Annotated in this window: 14 protein-coding genes; 7 read left to right on the top strand and 7 right to left on the bottom strand. The window is 71.6% G+C overall.

Annotated features, from left to right (window positions below; genetic code table 11):
• A partial coding sequence (locus ACWDR0_RS08930) for a hypothetical protein (RefSeq protein ID WP_456351050.1) occupies positions 1 to 245 on the bottom strand: 245 nt, incomplete at its 3' end.
• Between the two features lie 38 nt (positions 246 to 283).
• Here ACWDR0_RS08930 and ACWDR0_RS08935 point away from each other — a divergent pair.
• Together ACWDR0_RS08935 and ACWDR0_RS08940 are read left to right on the top strand one after the other, a co-directional pair.
• Complete coding sequence (locus ACWDR0_RS08935; RefSeq protein WP_456350957.1) at positions 284 to 2563, top strand: ATP-binding cassette domain-containing protein; 2280 nt, start codon at positions 284 to 286, stop codon at positions 2561 to 2563.
• A gap of 370 nt (positions 2564 to 2933) precedes the next feature.
• Positions 2934 to 3908, top strand: a complete 975-nt coding sequence (locus tag ACWDR0_RS08940; protein WP_456350958.1) for an acyl-ACP desaturase — start codon at positions 2934 to 2936, stop codon at positions 3906 to 3908.
• Positions 3909 to 3987: 79 nt separating this feature from the next.
• Here ACWDR0_RS08940 and ACWDR0_RS08945 read toward each other — a convergent pair whose 3' ends face one another.
• The 3 genes from ACWDR0_RS08945 to ACWDR0_RS08955 all read right to left on the bottom strand — a co-directional run bounded on the left by ACWDR0_RS08945 (position 3988) and on the right by ACWDR0_RS08955 (position 6270).
• Positions 3988 to 4239 carry a WhiB family transcriptional regulator gene (locus tag ACWDR0_RS08945; protein WP_456350959.1) on the bottom strand — a complete coding sequence of 84 codons (252 nt, stop codon included), beginning with the start codon at positions 4237 to 4239 and terminating at the stop codon, positions 3988 to 3990.
• Positions 4240 to 4389: 150 nt separating this feature from the next.
• Positions 4390 to 5181: a VOC family protein gene (locus ACWDR0_RS08950; protein WP_456350960.1), complete on the bottom strand. Its 792-nt coding sequence runs from the start codon at positions 5179 to 5181 to the stop codon at positions 4390 to 4392.
• A 123-nt stretch (positions 5182 to 5304) separates the two neighbouring features.
• Positions 5305 to 6270, bottom strand: a complete 966-nt coding sequence (locus tag ACWDR0_RS08955) for a multicopper oxidase domain-containing protein (protein WP_456350961.1) — start codon at positions 6268 to 6270, stop codon at positions 5305 to 5307.
• Between the two features lie 339 nt (positions 6271 to 6609).
• Between ACWDR0_RS08955 and ACWDR0_RS08960 the strand changes: the two genes are divergently transcribed.
• The gene (locus ACWDR0_RS08960) at positions 6610 to 9105 is read left to right on the top strand and encodes a ThuA domain-containing protein (RefSeq protein ID WP_456350962.1); all 2496 of its coding nucleotides are present in this window, start codon (positions 6610 to 6612) and stop codon (positions 9103 to 9105) included.
• A gap of 5 nt (positions 9106 to 9110) precedes the next feature.
• The gene (locus tag ACWDR0_RS08965; protein WP_456350963.1) at positions 9111 to 11420 is read left to right on the top strand and encodes an OmpL47-type beta-barrel domain-containing protein; all 2310 of its coding nucleotides are present in this window, start codon (positions 9111 to 9113) and stop codon (positions 11418 to 11420) included.
• 100 nt (positions 11421 to 11520) lie between these two features.
• On the opposite strand, the gene ligD is transcribed toward ACWDR0_RS08965, so the two are convergent.
• Positions 11521 to 12564, bottom strand: a complete 1044-nt coding sequence (gene ligD / locus ACWDR0_RS08970; RefSeq protein WP_456350964.1) for a non-homologous end-joining DNA ligase — start codon at positions 12562 to 12564, stop codon at positions 11521 to 11523.
• A gap of 52 nt (positions 12565 to 12616) precedes the next feature.
• On the opposite strand from ligD, the gene ACWDR0_RS08975 reads away from it, so the two are divergent.
• From ACWDR0_RS08975 to ACWDR0_RS08985, 3 genes are all read left to right on the top strand, one after another.
• Positions 12617 to 13690 carry an ATP-dependent DNA ligase gene (locus ACWDR0_RS08975; protein WP_456350965.1) on the top strand — a complete coding sequence of 358 codons (1074 nt, stop codon included), beginning with the start codon at positions 12617 to 12619 and terminating at the stop codon, positions 13688 to 13690.
• A gap of 145 nt (positions 13691 to 13835) precedes the next feature.
• A complete protein-coding gene (locus tag ACWDR0_RS08980; protein ID WP_456350966.1) occupies positions 13836 to 15467 on the top strand; it encodes an FAD-binding protein in 1632 nt (543 codons plus the stop codon).
• Positions 15468 to 15888: 421 nt separating this feature from the next.
• Positions 15889 to 16146 carry a hypothetical protein gene (locus ACWDR0_RS08985; RefSeq protein WP_456351044.1) on the top strand — a complete coding sequence of 86 codons (258 nt, stop codon included), beginning with the start codon at positions 15889 to 15891 and terminating at the stop codon, positions 16144 to 16146.
• 24 nt (positions 16147 to 16170) lie between these two features.
• Here the strand turns inward: ACWDR0_RS08985 and ACWDR0_RS08990 are convergent, their stop codons facing one another.
• Positions 16171 to 16608: a YchJ family protein gene (locus tag ACWDR0_RS08990; protein WP_456350967.1), complete on the bottom strand. Its 438-nt coding sequence runs from the start codon at positions 16606 to 16608 to the stop codon at positions 16171 to 16173.
• 32 nt (positions 16609 to 16640) lie between these two features.
• Positions 16641 to 19946 (bottom strand): NACHT domain-containing protein, encoded by a 3306-nt coding sequence (locus ACWDR0_RS08995; RefSeq protein ID WP_456350968.1) that lies wholly within the window; start codon positions 19944 to 19946, stop codon positions 16641 to 16643.
• Positions 19947 to 20090: the final 144 nt, after the last annotated feature.

The raw sequence follows: 20090 nt of genomic DNA on the forward strand, positions 1-20090 counted from the left end.
GTGCCGGGGCCTATTCCGGGAAGCGCGGCCAGCTCCTCCTCCACCGCGTCCCGGTCGGCCCCGGGGTCGAGGCCCATCCCGCCTTCGGAGCGCAGTTCGCCGTCGGCGACGGTGAACCGGCCGGGTCCGGCCTGCTTCCAGCCGTCGAGGAGCTTCGCCAGCTCCTCGCGGGTGTCGGGGTCGGGGTCCTGGGCGGTGTCCGGCCCGGCCCCGCCCCTCTCGTCCCCTCCCTCCCGGGAAATCACGACAGAAGCTGTCCGGATTACTGCCTAGCGTCGGCCGTATGCCTGAGAACAACGCCATCGTCATCACCGGTGCCCGCGAGAACAACCTCCGCGACATCTCCCTCACCCTGCCCAAGAACAAGATCACCGTCTTTACCGGTGTCTCGGGCTCCGGCAAGTCCTCCCTCGTCTTCGACACCATCGCGGTGGAGTCCCAGCGCCAGCTCAACGAAACCTTCAGCGCCTTCGTCCGCAACCGGCTGCCGAAGTACGAACGGCCGCACGCAGACGGTATCGACGACCTCTCCGTCGCGATCGTGGTGGACCAGAAGCCCCTCGGCGGCAACGCCCGCTCCACCGTCGGCACGGCGACCGACATCTACTCCGTGATCCGGGTGCTCTTCTCCCGGCACGGCACCCCGCCCGCGGGCCCGGCGACCGCGTACTCCTTCAACGACCCCTCGGGCATGTGCCCGGTCTGCGACGGCCTCGGCCGGACGGTCGAGCTGGCGGTGGAGCGGGCGGCCGACTGGACCAAATCGCTCGACGAGGGCGCGCTGCTGCTGCCGGGGCTCTCCGTGGGCTCCTGGGAGTGGAAGCTCTATGCCGAGTCCGGCCGCTTCGACCGCACGAAACCGCTCGCCGCGTACACCGCCGAGGAGCGGGAGCTGCTGCTGTACGGCAGCGGCTTCTCGGTCCGGCTGGACCTGAAGTCGGGCTCGGCCGACATGAAGTTCGAGGGGATCGTCAACCGCTTCACCCGGCTCTTCCTGAAGCGCGACACGGGCACCCTGTCCGAGAAGCGGCGCGAGGCGGCCGACCGGTTCACCGTCCGCAGGCCGTGCCCCGAGTGCGGGGGCGCCCGGCTGAACGCCGCGGCGCGGGCCTCCCGGATCGACGGCCGGACCATCACGGACTGGACCCGGATGGAGGTTGCCGACCTGGTGGAGGTGCTCGCCCGGATCGACGACCCGGTGGCCGCCCCGGTGGCGGCCGCCGCCCGGGAGCAGTTGGAGCGGCTGGTGGGGATCGGACTCGGCTATCTCTCCCTGGACCGGGAGACCACCACCCTCTCCGGCGGCGAGGGCCAGCGGCTGAAGATGGTGCGCCATCTCGGCAGCTCCCTGACCGGGCTGACGTTCGTCTTCGACGAACCGAGCGCGGGACTGCACCCCCGGGACGTGGGCCGGCTGAACGATCTGCTCGTCCGGCTGCGGGACCGGGGCAACACGGTCCTGGTCGTCGAGCACGACCCGGATGTCATGGCGATCGCCGACCATATCGTCGATATGGGCCCGGGAGCCGGTACCGAGGGCGGACGGGTGGTCTACGAGGGAACGGTCGCCGGGCTGCGGCGCGCCCCCACTCTCACCGGGCGGTCCCTGCGCCGCCGCACCACCCTGAAGGAGTCGGTCCGGAAACCGTCCGGCTGGCTGCCGGTGACCGGCGCCGACCTGCACAACCTCAAGGGCATCGACGTACGGTTCCCGGCCGGGGTGCTGACGGCCGTGACCGGTGTCGCGGGCTCGGGCAAATCGACCCTGGTGTCGGAGGTCTTCACGGCCGCGTACCCCGCGGCGATCGTGATCGACCAGGGGGCGATCACCGCCTCCGTACGCTCGACCCCCGCGTCCTTTCTGGGCCTGATGGACACCGTACGGAAGGTCTTCGCCCGCGAGAACGGGGTGGACCCGGGGCTGTTCAGCTTCAACTCGGCGGGCGCGTGCGGGGAGTGCTCGGGCCGGGGCGCCATCCATACCGACCTCGCCTTCATGGATCCGGTGACCACCGTCTGCCCGGTCTGCGAGGGGCGGCGTTTCCAGGACCACGTCCTGGCGCACCGGGTGCGCGGGCGGTCGGTTGTCGATGTGCTCGCCATGACGGCCGCCGAGGCCGCCGCGCTCTTCGGCGACGAGCAGCAGATGGTGCGGAGGCTGGCGGTGCTCGACGAGGTCGGGCTGGGCTATCTGTCGCTCGGTCAGCCGCTCAGCACCCTCTCCGGCGGGGAGCGGCAGCGGCTGAAGCTCGCCACCCGACTGCACCGGACGGGCAGCGTCTACGTGCTGGACGAGCCGACCACCGGACTGCACACGGCCGATGTCGGCACCCTCACCGGACTGCTGGACCGGCTGGTCGACGCGGGGAACTCGGTGATCTGCGTCGAGCACAACATGGAGGTGGTCAAGCGCGCCGACTGGGTGCTGGACCTCGGGCCGGACGGCGGGAAGAACGGCGGGGAACTGGTCTTCGAGGGCACTCCGGCGCAACTGCTGGAGCATCCGAAGTCGTTCACGGCCGAGTACCTCCGCCGCGATCTCGGTACCGCCCCGCGGACGTAGCGCCGGGACCGTGTTCGGGGGCGGGATCCGGGAGCCGGTCCGGGGCGGGGTCCGGGGCCGGTTCCGGAGGGCACGGGGCCCGGGGGCGCGGAAGGGGGCGCGCGGCCACACGGGAGGCGTCCGGGTGGACATTCCGGGGCATCCCGGGGCCGGAGGGGCGCGCGAACCGCATGACATGCCCCTCCGGTTCCCTGGATGGGTCATCCGTACAGCCCGTACCACCTGTGGATATCACCCAGCGTGAGCGACTTGGTTCGGAGCGGGCTTGGTGGAAGGCTTACCCCACCCTTAACCTACGGTCTCGTAACCTACGAATCCGTAGGTATCGCCTGCGCGCACAGGCGTCTTCTCCCGTCCCCTGGAGCACTCCGTGACCATCACCTCTCCCCACCTCGGCAGTTCGGAAGCGTGGACCGACGCCCGGCTGCTGTTCGCGCTCGAAGAGGTGGTCGAGAAGGAACTGAACCGCCATCTGAAGGCCGCGAAGGACTGGATGCCCCACGAGTACGTGCCGTTCGGCGACGGCCGGAACTTCCCGGGCTTCTTCGAGGACGGCGTCGCCTGGGAGCCCGAGCAGTCCAAGGTCACCGACATAGGCCGGATCGCGCTGGTGGTGAACCTGCTCACCGAGGACAACCTCCCCAGCTACCACCACGAGATCGCCAGCCTCTTCGGCCGGGACGGGGCCTGGGGCACCTGGGTGCACCGCTGGACCGCGGAGGAGGGCCGGCACGGCATCGTGATGCGGGACTATCTGCTGACCTCCCGCGCCGTGGACCCGGACAAGCTGGAGGCGTTCCGGATGTCGCACATGTCGGAGGGGTTCGAGTCCGACAACCGGCATTCGATGCTGCACTCCGTGGCGTACGTCGCCTTCCAGGAGCTGGCCACCCGGGTCTCCCACCGCAACACCGGCCACCAGTCGGGCGACCCCGTCTGCGACCGGATGCTCGCCCGGATCGCCACCGACGAGAACCTGCACATGGTCTTCTACCGGAACCTGCTGGGCGCGGCGTTCGAGCTGGCCCCGGATCTGACCATGCAGGCCGTGCGGGACGTGGTGGTCGACTTCCGGATGCCCGGTCACGGCATCCCCGGCTTCGAGCGGGCCGCCGCCCAGATGGCGATCGGCGAGATCTACAACCTGCGGATCCACCACGACGACGTGCTGGCGCCGGTCCTGCGCTTCCTCAGGGTCCTGGAGATCGACGGCCTGGGCCCGGAGGGGCTGCAGGCCCAGGAGGAGCTGGGTCTCTACATGGGCGGCCTGAACGACGAGGCCGTCAAGTTCGACGAGAAGCTCGCCGCGCGCAAGGCCCGGCTGGCGGCGCGCGCCGCCGGCTGACGGCGCGCACGCGCCGGGGGCCGTTCGCCGGGGACGGGCGGACGGGCCGATTGCCGGAGTGCCGGGGCGGGTGGCCGGATCAGGCCGCCCGCCCCGTCTTCAGCCGGTGCCGTTCCTGCTCGGAGAGCCCGCCCCAGACGCCGAACTTCTCGTCGTGCTCCAGCGCGTACTCCAGACACGCGACCCGCCCCGGGCAGGCCCGGCACAGCTGCTTGGCCTCGCGGGTCGAGGAGCCGGGGGCCGGGAAGAAGAACTCGGGGCCGGTCTGGGCGCAGAGGGCCGTCTCCTGCCAGGAGAGGTCCTCGACGATCACGGTGGTGTTGTTCTGCATACGGACCACGGTGACGGATGCCGATAAACACCTGATCAATGACGCATCAACAGGCGCTTCCGGTGGCATCGCGCCTGGTGGGTGCGGTGCCCGGTACCGCGGGGCACGGGCCCGCGGGGGCGGGGCGGTCCTGGCGGGTCACCGGCGGGATCACTCGGGCCGCGAGGGCGTCATCACGAAGAACTGGGCGCCCGCCGGATCCGCGATGCTCGCGAAGCGCCCGATGCCCTCCAGATCGGTGGGCGGGAACCGTACCGTACCGCCCGCGTCGGCGGCCTTGGCGGCGGTGGCGTCGCAGTCCGTCACCCAGAAGTACGGCTGCCAGCACGGCCGGTCCAGGATTCCTTCGGAGCCGAGGGGCGCGATTCCGCCGAACATATCGTCGGGCGTCTTCCGCGCCGGGTGGATCATCGTGTACGCGGCACCCTCGCCGCCCGGCATCGGCATCGATGTCGTACCCCAGCCGAAGACCTCGGAGTAGAAGCCGAGCGCGCCCGGCACATCCGTGGTGTTCAGCTCGGTCCAGAACAGGGTGTTGGGCTTGTTGACCTGGTCGAGGCCCTTGTTGGTGCCGGGCTGCCAGACGGCGAAGGCGGCGTCCTGGGGGTCGGCGAAGAGCGCCATCCGGCCCAGTTCCATCACATCCATCGGTTCCACGAGCACGCTGCCGCCGCCGTCGCGGACGACCGCGGCGGTGGCATTGGCGTCGGGTGTCTGGAAGTAGATGTTCCAGGAGGTGGGGCCCTGGTCGGGCGGGACGGTCATCCCGCCGGCGACGGTGCCGCCGTCCGCCTGGAACAGGCCGTAGCCGCCGACCTCCGCACCGCCGGGCCGGTAGTCCCAGCCGAAGACGGTGCCGTAGAAGCGCGCGGCGGTATCGATATCGGGGCTGCCGAGGTCGATCCACACGGGTGACCCGGGGACGTAATCCGTGCTGAGCATGGGGCGCTGCCTCCCGCGCGTCGGACGACCCCCCGCGCCCCCAGTCTCCCCCCGCGCCGGGCCGCTCGCATCCGGGTCCCGGGCGGGGCCCGCCCGGGACCCGGGACCGGACCCGGCGCCGGATCAGTGGTGCGGCGGGTCGTAGCCCGGGATCGTGCCGTCGGGTTTGGCGACGAGCAGCAGACCGGCCATGCCCATGTCCGAGTGGCTCTGCACATGGCAGTGGTACATCCAGGCGCCCGCGCCCACCCCCTCCCCCGCGATGATCTGGAACCCGAAGGAGTCGGCCGGGCCGGTGATCTTGTTGTCGATGATCCGGCTGGGGTCGTTCGGCCCGGTCAGCAGGCCGGTCCGGTTGTCCGCCCAGCGATGACCGTGGATATGGAAGGTGTGGTAGAACTCGCCGTGAGTGATCATGACGACCTCCACCCGGTCGCCCACGGTCGCCCGGAAGTCCGGACCCGCGTGTCCGGTCCGGTTGTTGACGGTCATGTCGTTGAAGACGATCGTGAACTGCTTGTCCGGGAGGATGTCGCCCTTGCGGCGGACGACGACCGGACCGTAGAGGCCCTTGCGGATGCCCCCGGTGCCGTGGTCGGTGCCGACGACATGGTCGTGGTAGTGCCAGTAGCCCGCGCTGCCCTCGCGCCAGGTGCCGTCCGCGCGGCGGCCGGGGGCATGGGTGCGCCAGGTGTAGGTACGGGTGCCGCCGGGCTCCACATGGCTGCGGCTGAGCTTGGTGCCGTCGTTGTCGATGTCGTAGTCGACACCGTGGACATGCAGGCTGACCGGGACGTCCAGCAGGTTCTCGAACTCGATATGGAGGGTGTCGCCCTCGTTGATTTCGATCATCGGCCCGGGGATCACGGCCCTGCCCTTCTCCAGGCCGTACCCCAGCTGACCGTCCGCCAGCTTCTCGGCGAAAAGCTTCATATGGCGCACTTTCCCGCCTGCCGGGGCGGTCCGGGGCGGCGTCACGGCCAGTGGGCGGGCGCGGGCGGCGGCACCGCCCGCCGCCAGGGGGACCGCGCCCACCCCGGCCGCCGCGCTCCCGGCCAGCACCCGCCGGTTGAAGCTCCGTCTGTCCATGCCGCACTCTCCGCTCTGCCGAAGCCATGCCGAAGTCATGCCGAAGCCGCGCCGGACCCTGCCGCGCCGGGACCTGCCGGAATTGCCGCCGGGGCGGGCCGGGCCCACCGCCGGAACGGGCCGGAGCGCTGCCGCCGGGACGGGTCACTGCCGGGACCGCTGAACCGTAGCCCGGGGCGCAGCGTTTATCCACACTCAGGACAAAGTTTGTTGTATTGCGGTCATACCTCTTGGCGAACCACGAAAAGAGGTCTAGCTTCCTTTGCTGTCGTCGGCTGCTGTCAGCTGTCGTCGGCTGCTGTCGGCTGCCGTCATGACCACAGAGGAGTGGGTGACCCCATGCAGCGCGCACCACACCACCGGACCAGATCCCGAACCGGCGCCTTCCGGGGCGCCCTCACCGCGGCCCTCGGGGCCGGTGCCCTCACCGCGTCCCTGCTCACCGGAGTGGACACCGCCACCGCGGGCACTCCGCCGGAACCCCGTGCGACAACGATGTCCCTCCCTTCCCCACCGGGCGGCGCGAACGTCCGGGTGCTGGTCTTCCACGGTTCGGCGACCGCCGAATCCCCCCTGGTCGACGCCGGGATCCGGGCGGTGGAGACGATCGGTCTCACCGGTCCGGCGGCCGGCCGGTTCGCCACCGAGGCCACCGACGATCCCGCCGTGTTCACCGATGCCGCCCGGCTCGGGAAGTTCAACGCGGTGGTGTTCCTGACCGGTGGCGGCGATGTCCTCGACCCGGAGCAGGAGGCGGGTCTGGAGACGTACATGGAGGCCGGGGGCGGCTTTCTCGGAGTCCATGACGCGGCCCGTACGGAGCCGTACTCCAGCTGGTTCACCGGGCTCATCGGGGCCCGGCCGACCGGCGCGCCCAGCCCGGTCCAGCGGGCCGTGGTCGAGGTGGGCGACCGGCAGCACCCGGCGACCAAGTCCCTGCCGTTGCAGTGGAAGCGGCCGGACAAGTGGTTCAACTGGTCGGTCAACCCGTCCGGCAGCGTGCACACCGTGGCCCGGCTCAAGGAGAGTTCGATCACCCCGGCCGCCAAGCCCAACGGCTGGGACCACCCCGTCTCCTGGTGCCGCGACTACGACGGCGGCCGGTCCTTCTACACCGGTATGGGCGGTACGGTCGACAGCTTCGCCGAGACCGACTTCCGCGACCATCTGCGCGGCGCGCTGGCCTGGACGTCCCGGCTCTCCCGCGCCGACTGCAAGGCCACCGTCACCGCCAACTACACCGCCGAGCGGGTCACCCGTCCCAACCAGCCCGGTCGGAACGACCAGATCGGCGAGCCGCACGGCCTGGTCACCGCCCCCGACGGCACGGTGTTCTACATCGGCCGCGGCGGTGCCGGAAGCGGCAGCCCGGTGGTGACCGACTGGAACAACCCCGATATCGGCAAGGGCAGCGGCGAGATCCATGTCTACGATCCGAGGACCCGGCAGACCACCCTGGCCGGGGCGCTGACCGTCTTCGGCAACAAGGGCGGCGGCGACGAGCTGATCAAGAACGAGGAGGGGCTGCTCGGTATCGAGCTGGATCCCCGGTTCGCGTCCAACGGCTGGGTGTATCTGCACTACACACCCCATGCGGACATCAACCGCGAGAACCGGACCGCGGACCGCCGGGTCTCCCGCTTCGTCTACGACTTCACCACCCGCAGACTGGACCTCGCCAGTGAGAAGGTGCTGCTGGAGTGGCCCGTCCAGATCCACAGCTGCTGCCACTCCGGCGGCGGGCTGGCCTGGGACTCCCGGGGCAATCTCTACATCGCCACCGGCGACAACAACTCCTCCCGGTTCAGCGACGGCTACTCGGGCAACAACCCGCAGCCGAACTACAAGGGCCTCTCGTTCGCGGACGCGCGCCGCACCTCCGGCAACACCAACAACCTCAACGGCAAGATCCTCCGGATCACCCCGAAGCCCGACGGTACGTACACCCTGCCCGCGGGCAATCTGTTCACCGGTGACGAGGCGGACGAGGGCGGCGGCAAGACCCGCGGCGAGATCTATGTGATGGGTGTCCGCAACCCCTCCCGGATCTTCGTCGACCGGAAGACCGACATCCTGTACGCCGGCTGGGTCGGCCCGGACGCCGGGGCACCGTCGACGACCTGGGGCCCGGCCAAGTACGACACCTTCGCCGCCATCACCAAGGCGGGCAACCACGGCTGGCCGTTCTGCATGGGCAACAACCAGCCCTACCGGGACCGCGATCCGGCCGATCCCACGAAGCCGCTGGGCTGGTACGACTGCTCGGCGCCGAAGAACGACTCCCCGAACAACGACGGTCTGGTGAATCTGCCGCCGGTCACCCCGAACACCATCTGGTACTCGCCCCAGGGCGGCGGCCCGGACTTCCCCCGCGACGCGAACGGGGTGCCCAGCTACAAGCCCGAGGAGCAGAAGCTGCTGATGCCGTGGCTCAAGGGCGGCGCCCAGGCCACCATGACCGGACCGGTCTACCGCTACGACGCGGCGAGCACCTCCGCGGTGAAGTGGCCCTCCTACTGGGACGGCAAGTGGTTCGTCGGCGACTTCTACGACGGCGACCAGCCGCGGCACGCGGTCCTCACCGATCCGAAGACCGTCGGCAGGGGCGGGATCCCGGTGCACGCCGAATCCCTGAAGAAGATCGTCCCGGTCGGTGCCGACGGCATCCGCAACCTCATGGACTGGAAGTTCGCCCCGGACGGTTCGCTGTACGTCCTCGACTACGGGCGCGGCTTCTTCACCTCCGACGCGCGTTCGGCGCTCTGGCACATCACGTACAAGGGCGGCGAAGCGACCCCGTCCGCGGACCGACTGGCACGGAAGGCGGCGCGGTGAGAACCATGCGGCGGAAACCGGTAACACGCGGCACGGCCGGGCTGTGGACGGCCCTGGTGGCATCGCTGGCGATGGTCGTCGGGCTGCTGTCGGCGGTCGCCTACGGGCAGGGCGGACCGGCCCGGACCGCCGCGGCGGCCGGCGGCGGTACGGCGGTCCGGGCCGCGGACAATACCGCGGACACCGTTCCGGCAGGCCGGGCGGCGAAGGCGGCGCCCGCGGCGGCACAGACCCTGACCTGGACGGCGGGCGATCCGATCGACCGCTATCTCACCTTCCCCGCCACCGCGGTGGCGGGCCGGACGACGGTCGTCTTCGAGAACAGCCGGGCCTCGGGCAACACCACCGGGATGCCCCACACCCTCACCTTCGACCTGTCGGACCCCGAGTACAACAACGACGTCCCGCTGAACATCCTGGCCAACCCCAACGACGACCGCGGCGGCAAGCACACCGCCGAGGTCGTGCTGACCCCCGGCCGCTACCGGTTCTTCTGCACGATCCCCGGCCACGGCACGATGCAGGGCATCCTCACCGTCTCCGACCCGGCCGGGGAGGACACCACCGCACCGGTCACCGAGGCGAAGGTGACGGGCGACCGGAACGCCGACGGCGCCTACGTCGGCACCGCCACGGTCGCGGTGACCGCGACGGACGACGGTTCGGGCGTGGAGCGCACCGAGTACGCGGCCGGTGCCGACGGCCCCTGGCAGGCGTACACCGCGCCCGTTGTGGTGAACACCGTCGGCGAGCACCGGATCCGCTACCGGGCCACCGACCGGGCCGGGAACACGGCGGCCGAGAAGTCGGTCTCGTTCCGGGTGGCGGCCCCGCCGACCGACGACCGGACCCCGCCGGAGACCTCGGCGACGGTCGGCGGCGAACGGGACGGGCAGGGCCGCTATCTGGATATGGCGACGGTGACCGTCACCGCGTCCGACACCGGCTCCGGTGTCAACACGGTCGAGTACGCGCTCGGCGCGGACGGCGCCTGGCAGCCGTACACCGCGCCGGTGATGGTCCACCAGGCGGGCACGCACACGGTCCGCTACCGGGCCACCGACCGGGCGGGCAACGCGGCCGCGGCGAAGTCGGTGGAGTTCACCGTCGTCACCCCGCCGTCGCCGGACACCACCCCGCCGGTGACGGGCGCGGAGGTCACCGGGCAGCGGAATTCCGACGGGGCCTATCTGGACCGGGCCACGGTGACCGTGAGCGCCACCGACCACGGCGGCTCGGGCGTCGAGCGGATCGAGTACTCCCTCGACGGTGGTCCCTATCTGCTCTACGGCGCACCGGTCGTGGTCGACCGGACCGGCTATCACACCGTCCACTACCGGGCGACGGACCGGGCGGGCAACACCTCGGCCGCGCTGCGGACGGCCTTCACCCTCGCCGCGGGCGGCGGGGTCCCGTCGCCCTCCTGTCCGGAGTGGGACGAACGGCTCACCGTGATCGTCGGCACGGTCGACACCGGGGTGCCCAACCGGATGACCCGCTCCCGCTGCACCGTCAACGAGCTGATCGAGGACGAGAAGGCGTGGTCGTCGCACGCGCTCTTCCTCAAGCACGTCGACAAGGTCCTCGACGGGCTGCTGGCGGACGGAGTGGTGGATACCAGGGAGCACCGGAAGGTCTATGCGGCCGCGAAGCAGTCCGGGATCGGCAAGCCCGGCCGGAACACCGGCTACCGCGATCTCTTCGACGGAACGCGGAAGTCCTTCGACCGGTGGCAGCACGTGGGCGGCGGCTCCTTCGCGCTCAACGAGGACGGGTCGATGACCAGCGGCACCACCCGGGGCGGGCTGGGCATGCTCTGGTTCCCGCAGTCCCCGTTCGGGGACTTCTCGCTGAAGCTCCAGTGGCGTGACGACGCGCCCGGCACGGCCAACGCCAACAGCGGTGTCTTCGTCCGCTTCCCGTACGTCCACGAGAACCCGGAGGAGCCGCGCCCCGAGTGGGTCGCCATCAAGTACGGCCACGAGGTGCAGGTCCTGGACCGGCCGGACGGCGATATGTACAAGACGGGTTCGGTGTACGGCTTCGACCGCGTCGGTCTCGCCGGGGCCGGGGTGGTACCGAAGGGCACCTGGAACGACTACGAGATCCGGGTGGTCGGGCAGACGTACTCCGTGTACCGCAACGGGGCGCTGGTCAACACGTTCGAGAACACGGCCGGGCAGAGCTTCGCCCCGCCGCGCGCGGGCGACGTGGGCACGGACGGCCGCAGATACGCCCTCGGATATCTGGGGCTCCAGGTCCACGGCACCACCGATGTGGTCTCGTACCGCAACATCCGGATCCAGGAGCTGTGACACCCGGCTCCTGAAACCCCGTGGGTCCCGCCCGGCCGCACCCGGGCGGGACCCACGGGCGGGTCCGGGCCTCCCGGCGGCCCCGCCCCCTGCCTCGGGGCTATCCGGGCTCGTCCGCGGCGGCGTCACCGGCCGGCTTCTTCTTCGCCCGGCTCGGCTGGACCCGCTTCGGCTCCCCGGGCATCTTCGGATACTCCGGCGGATACGGCAGATCGCCCAGGCCGTGGTCGGCCTCGTCCTTCCGGGCCGCCTCCAGCAGCGGCTCCAGGCTGAACCGGTGGTCGTCCATATCGGCGTGGACGTCGCCCTGCTCCGCGTACCGCGCCGGCATCGTCCTGATGTCGAAGTCCTCGGGCCGGGCCTCGTCGATCTCCTCCCAGCGCAGCGGGGCCGAGACCGGGGCGTGCGGGCGGGGCCGGACGGAGTAGGCGGAGGCGATGGTCCGGTCGCGGGCGGTCTGGTTGTAGTCCACGAAGATCCGTTCGCCGCGCTCCTCCTTCCACCATTTGATGGTCACCCGGTCCGGCATCCTCCGCTCCAGCAGCCGGCCGCAGGCGATGGCGGCCCGCCGGACCTGGACGAAGGTCCAGTCGGGGGTGATGGGCACGAAGACGTGCAGCCCGCGGCCGCCGGAGGTCTTGGGCCAGCCGCGCAGCCCGACACCGTCCAGGACGTCCCGCAGTTCATGGGCGGCGCGCACCGCGTCCTCGTAGTCCGTGCCCGGCTGGGGGTCGAGGTCGATGCGCAGTTCGTCGGGGTGGTCGGTGTCGGCCCGCCGCACCGGCCAGGGGTGGAAGGTGACCGCGCCCAGATTGGCCGCCCAGACCACGGCGGCCGGTTCGGTGGGGCACAGCTCGTCGGCGGACCGGCCGCTGGGGAAGGTGATGTGGGCGGTGGGGATCCACTCCGGGAGGTACTTGGGCGCCCGCTTCTGGAAGAAGGACTCCCCGGTCACCCCGTCGGGGTAGCGCTCCAGGGTGGTCGGGCGGTCCCGCAGGGCCCGGGTGATCCCGTCGCCGACGGCCAGGTAGTAGCGGACCAGGTCCAGCTTGGTGTACCCGCGCTCGGGAAAGTAGACCTTGTCGGGGTTGGAGACCTTGACGGTCCGCTCCCCCACTTCCAGTTCCAGCGCTCGGGCGGCCATGTGCGTCAGGGTATGCCGAGCCGACTTTCCCCGCATACCGGACAATCCTCCTATGGACCTCCCGGTGATGCCGCCCGTGAAACCGATGCTGGCCAAGTCCGTGAAGACCATTCCGCCCGGAATGCAGTACGAGGCCAAGTGGGACGGCTTCCGGGCGGTGGTCCATCGCGACGGCGACGAGATCGTCATCGGCTCCCGCACCGGGAAGCCGCTCACCCGCTACTTCCCCGAACTGGTCACCGCGCTGGCCGCCGAACTGCCGGACCGCTGCGTGGTCGACGGCGAGATCGTGATCGCGCACAACGGCCGGCTCGACTTCGAGCGGCTCAGCGAGCGCATCCACCCCGCCGAGTCCCGGGTGCGGACCCTCGCGGAGCGCACCCCGGCGAGCTTCGTCGCCTTCGATCTGCTCGCCCTCGGCTCCACCTCCCATCTGGACACCCCGCTCGCCGAACGCCGGGCGCTGCTCGCCGGGGCGCTGCGGGAGGCCCGGCCGCCGGTGCACCTGGCGCCCGCGACCACGGACCGGGAGACCGCCCTGGTCTGGTTCGACCGGTACGAGGGCGCCGGACTCGACGGGGTCGTCGCCAAACCGCTCGACCTGCCGTACCGCCCGGACGCCCGGCTGATGTACAAGATCAAACATGAGCGGACGGCCGATGTGGTGGTCGCGGGCTACCGCTTCCACAAGAGCGGACCGGTGGTGGGCTCACTGCTGCTGGGGCTCTACGACGACACCGGAACGCTCCAGCACATCGGCGTCTGCGCCGCCTTCCCGATGAAACGGCGGGCGGAGATGATCGCCGAACTGGAACCGCTGCGGATGGACCCGCCGGACGCCCACCCCTGGGCCGCCTGGACGGACGCGAGCGCCCACGAGTCCTCCCGGCTGCCGGGCGCGGTCAGCCGGTGGACCGGGAAGAAGGACCTGTCCTGGGTGGCGCTGCGGCCGGAGCGGGTGCTGGAGGTGGCGTACGACCATATGGAGGGCACCCGCTTCCGGCACACGGCCCGGTTCCGCCGCTGGCGGCCGGACCGTGACCCGTCCGGCTGCACCTACGCGCAGTTGGAGCAGCCGGCCGGGTACGACCTCTCCGAGGTGCTGTCGGACGGCGGCACCGGCTGAGCACGGACCGGATTCCGGGATCCGCGCCCTGTCCTGTTCCGGCCCCCGCGGCTACCCTCGCCGAACGATCGTTCGACAGGCAACGGTGGCGCGCCGCCGGGACCGGGTCACGGCACCGCCGCGCTCCCCCGGAGAGGACGGCACGATGACGGAGTACGACGGCCACCCGGCCCCGCCGCGCCCCAGCCGCCGGGGCTTACTGGGAACCGCGGCCCTAACCGGCGCCGCGGCGGCCCTCCCCGCCGGTACCGCGCGGGCGGACACCCCCCGCGCCCCGGCCGCCCCCGACGCCCCGCGGGTCGTCCCCGGCGATCCGCGGTACGGGCATCTCGTCGCCCGGGGCGCCAACCGCTTCCGCGGCACACCCGACGAGGTGCGCCCGGTGGAGACCACGGAGCAGGTCGTCCGCTGCGTACGGGAGGCGGTCCGCGGCGGACGCCGGATCGCGGTCCGCAGCGGCGGCCACTGCTTCGAGGACTTCGCCGACCATCCCGGGGTGCGGATCCTCGTCGACACCTCCCGGATGCGCTCGGTGGCGTACGACCCCGCGATGCACGCCTTCGCGGTGCAGCCCGGGGCCACGCTGGAGGAGGTGTACCGGCTGCTCCACCTGGGCTGGGGCGTCACCGTACCCGGCGGCTACTGCCCCGACGTCGGCGTCGGCGGCCATGTCCCCGGCGGGGCGTACGGCCCGCTCTGCCGCCTGTACGGACTGCTCTCCGACCATCTGTACGCGGTGGAGACGGTCGTGGTGGACCGCGCGGGCCGGGCCGGGGCCGTGGTTGCCCGCCGGGAGCCCGGCGACCCGGCCCGCGATCTGTGGTGGGCGCACACCGGCGGGGGCGGCGGTACGTTCGGGATCGCCACCCGCTACTGGTTCCGCTCCCCCGGCACCACGGCGGCCACCCCGCCGGAACGCCTGCTGCCGGTACCGCCCGCGACCGCGCTCACCTTCTCGGCCCACTGGGACTGGGCCGCGCTGGACGAGGCCGCCTTCGTCCGGCTCGCCGACAACTACGGCCGCTGGGCCGAACGGAACGCGGCCCCGGGCATTCCCGCCGCCGCGCTGTACGCCGAACTCGCCCTCGGCCGCCGGAGCGCCGGGGGCGGGCCGTTCCTCTTCGGCCAGGTCGCCATGGACGGCCCGGAGGCCGAACGGCTGCTGGACGGACTCGTCACCGCGATGTCGGAGGGCACCGCCCCGCCCGTCTCCCGCAGCTCCCGGCGGCTGCCCTGGCTGACGGCCGCCCTGCGCGGCTCCGGCGAGAACTCCGTCGGCGATCTGCGGATCAAAGTGAAGTCGGGCTATCTCCGGCGGCGCTTCACGGCCCGTCAGCTCGCCGCCGTACACCGCCATCTGAGCCTTCCGGGCACCGCGCCGTACGGCAGTGTCGCGCTCTGCACCTACGGCGGGCAGGTCAATGCGGTCGCCCCGGCCGCCACGGCCGCCGCCCAGCGGGACTCCGTCCTCAAACTGCTCTACCTGGCCGCCTGGAACGATCCGGCCGACGACGCGGCCGGCCTGGACTGGATCCGCGCGTTCTACCGGGACGTGTACGCGGACACCGCCGGTGTCCCGGCCCCGGGCGGCAACAGCGACGGCACGTTCATCAACTACCCGGACACCGATCTCGCCGACCCCGCCCTCAACACCTCGGGTACCGGCTGGCAGACGCTCTATTTCAAGGAGAACGCCGCCGCGCTGCGCCGGGCCAAGGCCCGCTGGGATCCGCTCGGCGTGTTCCGGCACACGCTCTCGGTACCGGGCGGCCGCTGAACCGGCACGTTCCGGCCGGACCGCCCGGCGCACCGGCGAGGCGCCCTTGGCCGTCAACTCCCCGGCGTCGTATGATGATCGATTCGGGTGTGCGGTGCACATTGTCGTAAGGTATGTCGCCGGTACTGCCGGTGGCACGGGCCCGGGCGGGCCCCGCGGTGCGCATCTCCCGTACGACAGCCTCGCTCCGGCCGTTCCCGGACCGGACCGGGGCACGGCGGGCGAGGGCCGTCGCGTCGCTCCGCCCGTCTCAGGTCCTTGCACCCACCCGCGGGCCGGCTCCCGCTCCGCACCGCGCGGACGGGGGGCCGGCCGGGTTCCGGCATCGCCTTCCCCGTGGCCGGGCGCCGACGCGCCCGCGTACGGGGCGAATTCAATGGGGCGGCCGGTGACGGCCGGAGCAGAAGAAGGACTGGACACCGTGACCGCGTCGCCGCTCGTTCCCGTACCGATTCCCGACCGTGTCGCGGCGCTGATCGGTTCCTGTATGCCCGAACGCGTACTGATGGCCGAGATGGAAGCCGACAGCGCGGCGCGGGAGATGGGCCTGCTGCGCAGTCCGTTCCATGGCTCGCAGGCGGCCGACCGGGAGAAGCTGCTGTCGGCGGTGGCCCGCGCGAACAAAGTGCTGGCGGCCTACAACCCCCGGCTGATGATCCTGCCGGGCAGCGTCCACTGATCCCCCGGGGTGCCGGGGGCCGCGCTATTCGATGAACGTCCCGTCGACATAGACCCAGGCCCCGCCCACCCGCTCGAAGGTGCTGCGCTCGTGCAGCTCGCCGCGCTGTCCGCGCTGCCGGTAGCGGGCCCGGAAGGTGACCGTCCCCGCGGTGTGGAACGCGCTGCCGTCGGTGGTGCCGGTGATCTCCAGGCCCTCCCAGACCATCCGGGGGTCCAGTTCCAGTTGCGGCGGCCGGGTGGCGGGGTGCCAGGTCCGCAGCAGATACGCCGTGTCCCCGGCGACGAACGCGCTGTAGCGGGAGCGCATCAGCAGCTCCGCGGTGGGCGCCTGGGCCTCGCCCGCGTGGAACCGCCCGCAGCACTCGCCGTAGACGGCGGGCAGCCCGCAGGGACAGAGCGTGGCGGCGGTCAGCTCACCGGGGGCGGGGGCGCGCCGGGAGCGCGCGGATCGAGAGGCCATGGGTCCATTGTCGGGCGGGGGCGGGCGGGGGACTAATCGGCGGGGGCGGGGGAGCCCTGCGGCCGGTCGATGAGTTCCCCGTAGGGAACGATCTCTCCGACGAACCTCTCGGCGCGGCTTCTGAGAGATGCCCCGTCCTCACCTTCGAAGACCGGAGACCGCCCGCTTTCCAGCTCCCGGTGAAGGATTTCGCACAGCACGGCACGGGCCTTGGGCCCCTGAGGCTCCTCGCACAGCTGCACCAGTCCCGCCGCCTCGTACTCCATCACAATGCCGAGCAGCTCCAGGAGCCGCTGCCGGTACACGTCGTGGCCGTTGTGCTGGTCCAGCCCGCGCAGCAGGACCCTGCAGCACTGGAGATTGGCGGGATCCGTCAGGCGGAGCACCAGCTCGGCGGGAAGCCGCGTCACATCCGTCTCCAACTGGCGCAGGACGAGCGCACGTATCACGTCCCAGGCCGGCGACCGGGAGCCACGCTTCAGGTATTCCTCGATGCGTTCGTACTCGGCGGCCAGGTCCCTACCTCCTTCCACTCCGGCGAGCAGCAGGCTGGTCAGGGCATGGGCGAGGGAGACCGCGGGCCCGTCCGCCGTGTCGATGAACGTGGTCACCGCCTCCGGGAAGGCCTCGAAGTACGGATCGGCGGCATGGAGCACGATGGCATCGCTGGCGCCGCCCGAGACCAGCATCTTGTGGCGGATCTGCTCCGGCCGGGAGCGGATGAACCCGAGGGTCTGGCCCTCCCGGTCGCGTCCGCTCCGGTTGAACAGCCAGTGGACGTCGACGGAGCGCCACTCCGGGGCGGAGCCGTAGGCGGGTTCGATCTCCAGGTCCTGCCGGTCGCCGTGCCAGGTCTCGCGGATCCGGAGGGCCATGGCGAAGTCGGTCCACTCGCCCTCGCGGAACGCGGCCCGCCAGAGCAGGACCCGGCGGTGCCAGAGCGCCTCGGGCTTGTCGGCGTCGGGGAACAGCTCCCGGCCCCGCAGGCCGCCGGTGACATGGACCGTCAGCAGGACGATGTTCGCCGAGTAGAGGCCGTGGCGGGAGGAGGTGGCGCGGGTCTCGGGGCGGTAGTCGGCGTAGCGGTGCTCGGTGCGGGTGCGGTGGTCGGCGAGCACGGTCAGCAGCAGTTCGCCGAGGCGTTCGCGGTCCGGGGCGGCGATGCGGTCGATCCGGGCGGCGGCGAAGCGGAGTATCTGCCGGGAGGCGAGGGTGGCGTACGAGAGGATGACGTACACCAGGTCGTCGTCGACCCGGGTACGGCCCACCGCGAGTGCCGGACGGTGTCCGAGCAGCCCCTCCAGGAGCTGGACGGCGAGCCGGGCGACGAGGTACTCCCCGAAGGTGGCGTGGAGGAACTCGTAGGTCGCGAGCCGTTCGGTGTCGCGGTACGCCTGGGAGCGCTGGACGAAGAAGAACCGGCCGAGGGCGATCTCGCCCTGGTTCAGGGGCGCCTGGAAATCGTCCCCGGCGGCCGCGGTACGGCCGAGGAGAGCGGTGAGGTCCGCCTCTGCCTCCTGGGAGGTGATCCACTGACGGCGGCGGTTGAGCATGCCGAAGGAGATCAGGGAGAGCCGCTGCAACTCCTGTTCGGCCCGGTCCGCGAGGGCGCGTTCGCCGATCCCGGGGGCGGACTTGAGGACCTCGCGGGTGGCGAAGGAGGTCAGCAGCTCCTCGTAGAGCGCGGCCTCGTTGAGGGCGACCCCGCCGCCGGTGGCCCGCTGGAGGGCGTTGTCGGTGCCGTCGTAGAGGGCGAGCATCAGCAGGAGCAGCGGCTGGGAGGCGAGTTCGCCGTGGCGGACGGCGACCTCGGCGGGCAGCGGGTTCAGACCCCGGCTCGCGAGATAGCCGGCATTGATCCGGTTCCACCACTCCAGCCAGAGTTCGACCTGGACATCGCTGAACGGCTCCAGGCGGAGGGCGACCGTGCCCTCCGGGTAGCGGGGGCGGTCGGCGACCGCGGTACGGCTGGTGACCATCGCGTAGACGGGCCGGCCCTGGTCGGCCTCGCGCTGCTGGAAGCGGGCGACCCGGCCCAGGAAGTCGGACTGGCTGACGCCGGTGGCCTGGAGGAGTTCGTCGTAGCCGTCGAAGAGGAGGACGGGGACGACGTCCCCGGCGGCGCGCATCAGCTCCGGCCAGGTGACGCGTTCGCCGGTGGCGGCGCGGATCGCGTATTCGATCTGGTCCTGGATTTCGGCGTTGGAGGGCACTTCGCGGAGCAGGATCCGGACCGGCAGATATCCGGCGGACGGCAGCCGGGCGGCGAGGATCTTGGTGAGGACGGATTTGCCCGCGCCGGGCTGGCCGAGGACGACCAGGGGGGTGCGGGTGTACGCGGGCTGGGTGAGCAGTCCGGCCAGGCATTCGGTGAGATCGGCCCGGACCCCGGTCTGCGACCACCAGTCCTCGTCCGCAGGGTCCGAGGCGCCGGGTACGACCTCACGGAGCCGGAAGAGGGGGTCGATATAGCCCTCGGCGAGGCTGGGCAGGGTCACTCCGGCGGGGGCGTTGCCCTCGGAGAGGATGGGCCGGGTGAGGGCGGCGTGGTAGCCGGTGGTGAGAGCGGCGGCGGCATGGCCGGGGGCCGCGGCGGCGCTGAGGCCGGTGAGCGCGGCCTCGATACCGTCGAGTGAGCGGCGGACGGTGCTGCGGGTGGCCTGGTGGTCGGTCTGGCCGGACCAGAAGCCGAATTCGGGGACTTCCTGGGCGAGCTGGGCGTACAGCTCCTCATAGCGGTCGACGGCCCGGGCGATGAGGGTGTCGTCGATCCGCGCCACCAGGTTCCGGGCCCTGTCGTCGAGCTGCTCGTAGAGGGCGAGTCCCTGTACGAACCGGACCAGAGACGCCTGAAATCCGACGTACTGGATCCGGATCCCCCGGAGGTTCTCCTCGTACGGGGAATGCGGCGCGGGCGGGCCGATCGGGTACTCCACCAAGGCCCGGAAGAAGTCGTCACCCGGCGAGCCCCCGCCCGTGATGGCCACCTGCTCCCTTCCGGTCAGCTCCAGGTCCTGGAGCCTGAAAGGGAGTTCGGCCTCGCCGAGTGTCTCGAACCACGCCGTGACCACGATGACGGTGTGCGCCGCGGTGATGCGCTCCGACCGGGTGGCGCGGTCCGCCTCGGTGAGGCCGCCGCGCAGACCGGCCGTCAGTTCGCGGCCCATCCGGAGCATCCGACCCTGGGCGTCGAGCAGATTGAGTACGGCGTCGCTGACTCCGCCGGTCGCCACCGAGAGCACTCCCCCGAGCGCCCGGTCGGCGGCGGCGAGCCCCGCGCTGTCCCCCGTCAGAATGGCCACCGCGTCGCGGTAGTTGAGCTGCCGTCGTCCCCGCACCGGCTCCCCCGTCGATCTTCCGGCCCACTGTCCGCGTCCGGTCTACCACGGACGGGTACCGGCGATCGAATGGCTGCCCGAATTGTCCGGCGGGGATCGTCGCCCGGTCCGACACGTGGTCTCCCTGCGGAACGGGACCGCTGC

Source organism: Streptomyces sp. NPDC003691, assembly GCF_053981115.1.

What these genes read in the sequence shown, in the direction of transcription:
- ACWDR0_RS08965 (WP_456350963.1), top strand. Translation starts at nt 9,111, where the DNA reads ATGCGGCGGAAACCGGTAACACGCGGCACGGCCGGGCTGTGGACGGCC.
- ACWDR0_RS08980 (WP_456350966.1), top strand. Translation starts at nt 13,836, where the DNA reads ATGACGGAGTACGACGGCCACCCGGCCCCGCCGCGCCCCAGCCGCCGG.
- ACWDR0_RS08990 (WP_456350967.1), bottom strand. Translation starts at nt 16,608, where the DNA reads ATGGCCTCTCGATCCGCGCGCTCCCGGCGCGCCCCCGCCCCCGGTGAG.
- ACWDR0_RS08975 (WP_456350965.1), top strand. Translation starts at nt 12,617, where the DNA reads ATGGACCTCCCGGTGATGCCGCCCGTGAAACCGATGCTGGCCAAGTCC.
- ligD (WP_456350964.1), bottom strand. Translation starts at nt 12,564, where the DNA reads ATGGCCGCCCGAGCGCTGGAACTGGAAGTGGGGGAGCGGACCGTCAAG.
- ACWDR0_RS08935 (WP_456350957.1), top strand. Translation starts at nt 284, where the DNA reads ATGCCTGAGAACAACGCCATCGTCATCACCGGTGCCCGCGAGAACAAC.
- ACWDR0_RS08950 (WP_456350960.1), bottom strand. Translation starts at nt 5,181, where the DNA reads ATGCTCAGCACGGATTACGTCCCCGGGTCACCCGTGTGGATCGACCTC.
- ACWDR0_RS08955 (WP_456350961.1), bottom strand. Translation starts at nt 6,270, where the DNA reads ATGGACAGACGGAGCTTCAACCGGCGGGTGCTGGCCGGGAGCGCGGCG.
- ACWDR0_RS08960 (WP_456350962.1), top strand. Translation starts at nt 6,610, where the DNA reads ATGCAGCGCGCACCACACCACCGGACCAGATCCCGAACCGGCGCCTTC.
- ACWDR0_RS08945 (WP_456350959.1), bottom strand. Translation starts at nt 4,239, where the DNA reads ATGCAGAACAACACCACCGTGATCGTCGAGGACCTCTCCTGGCAGGAG.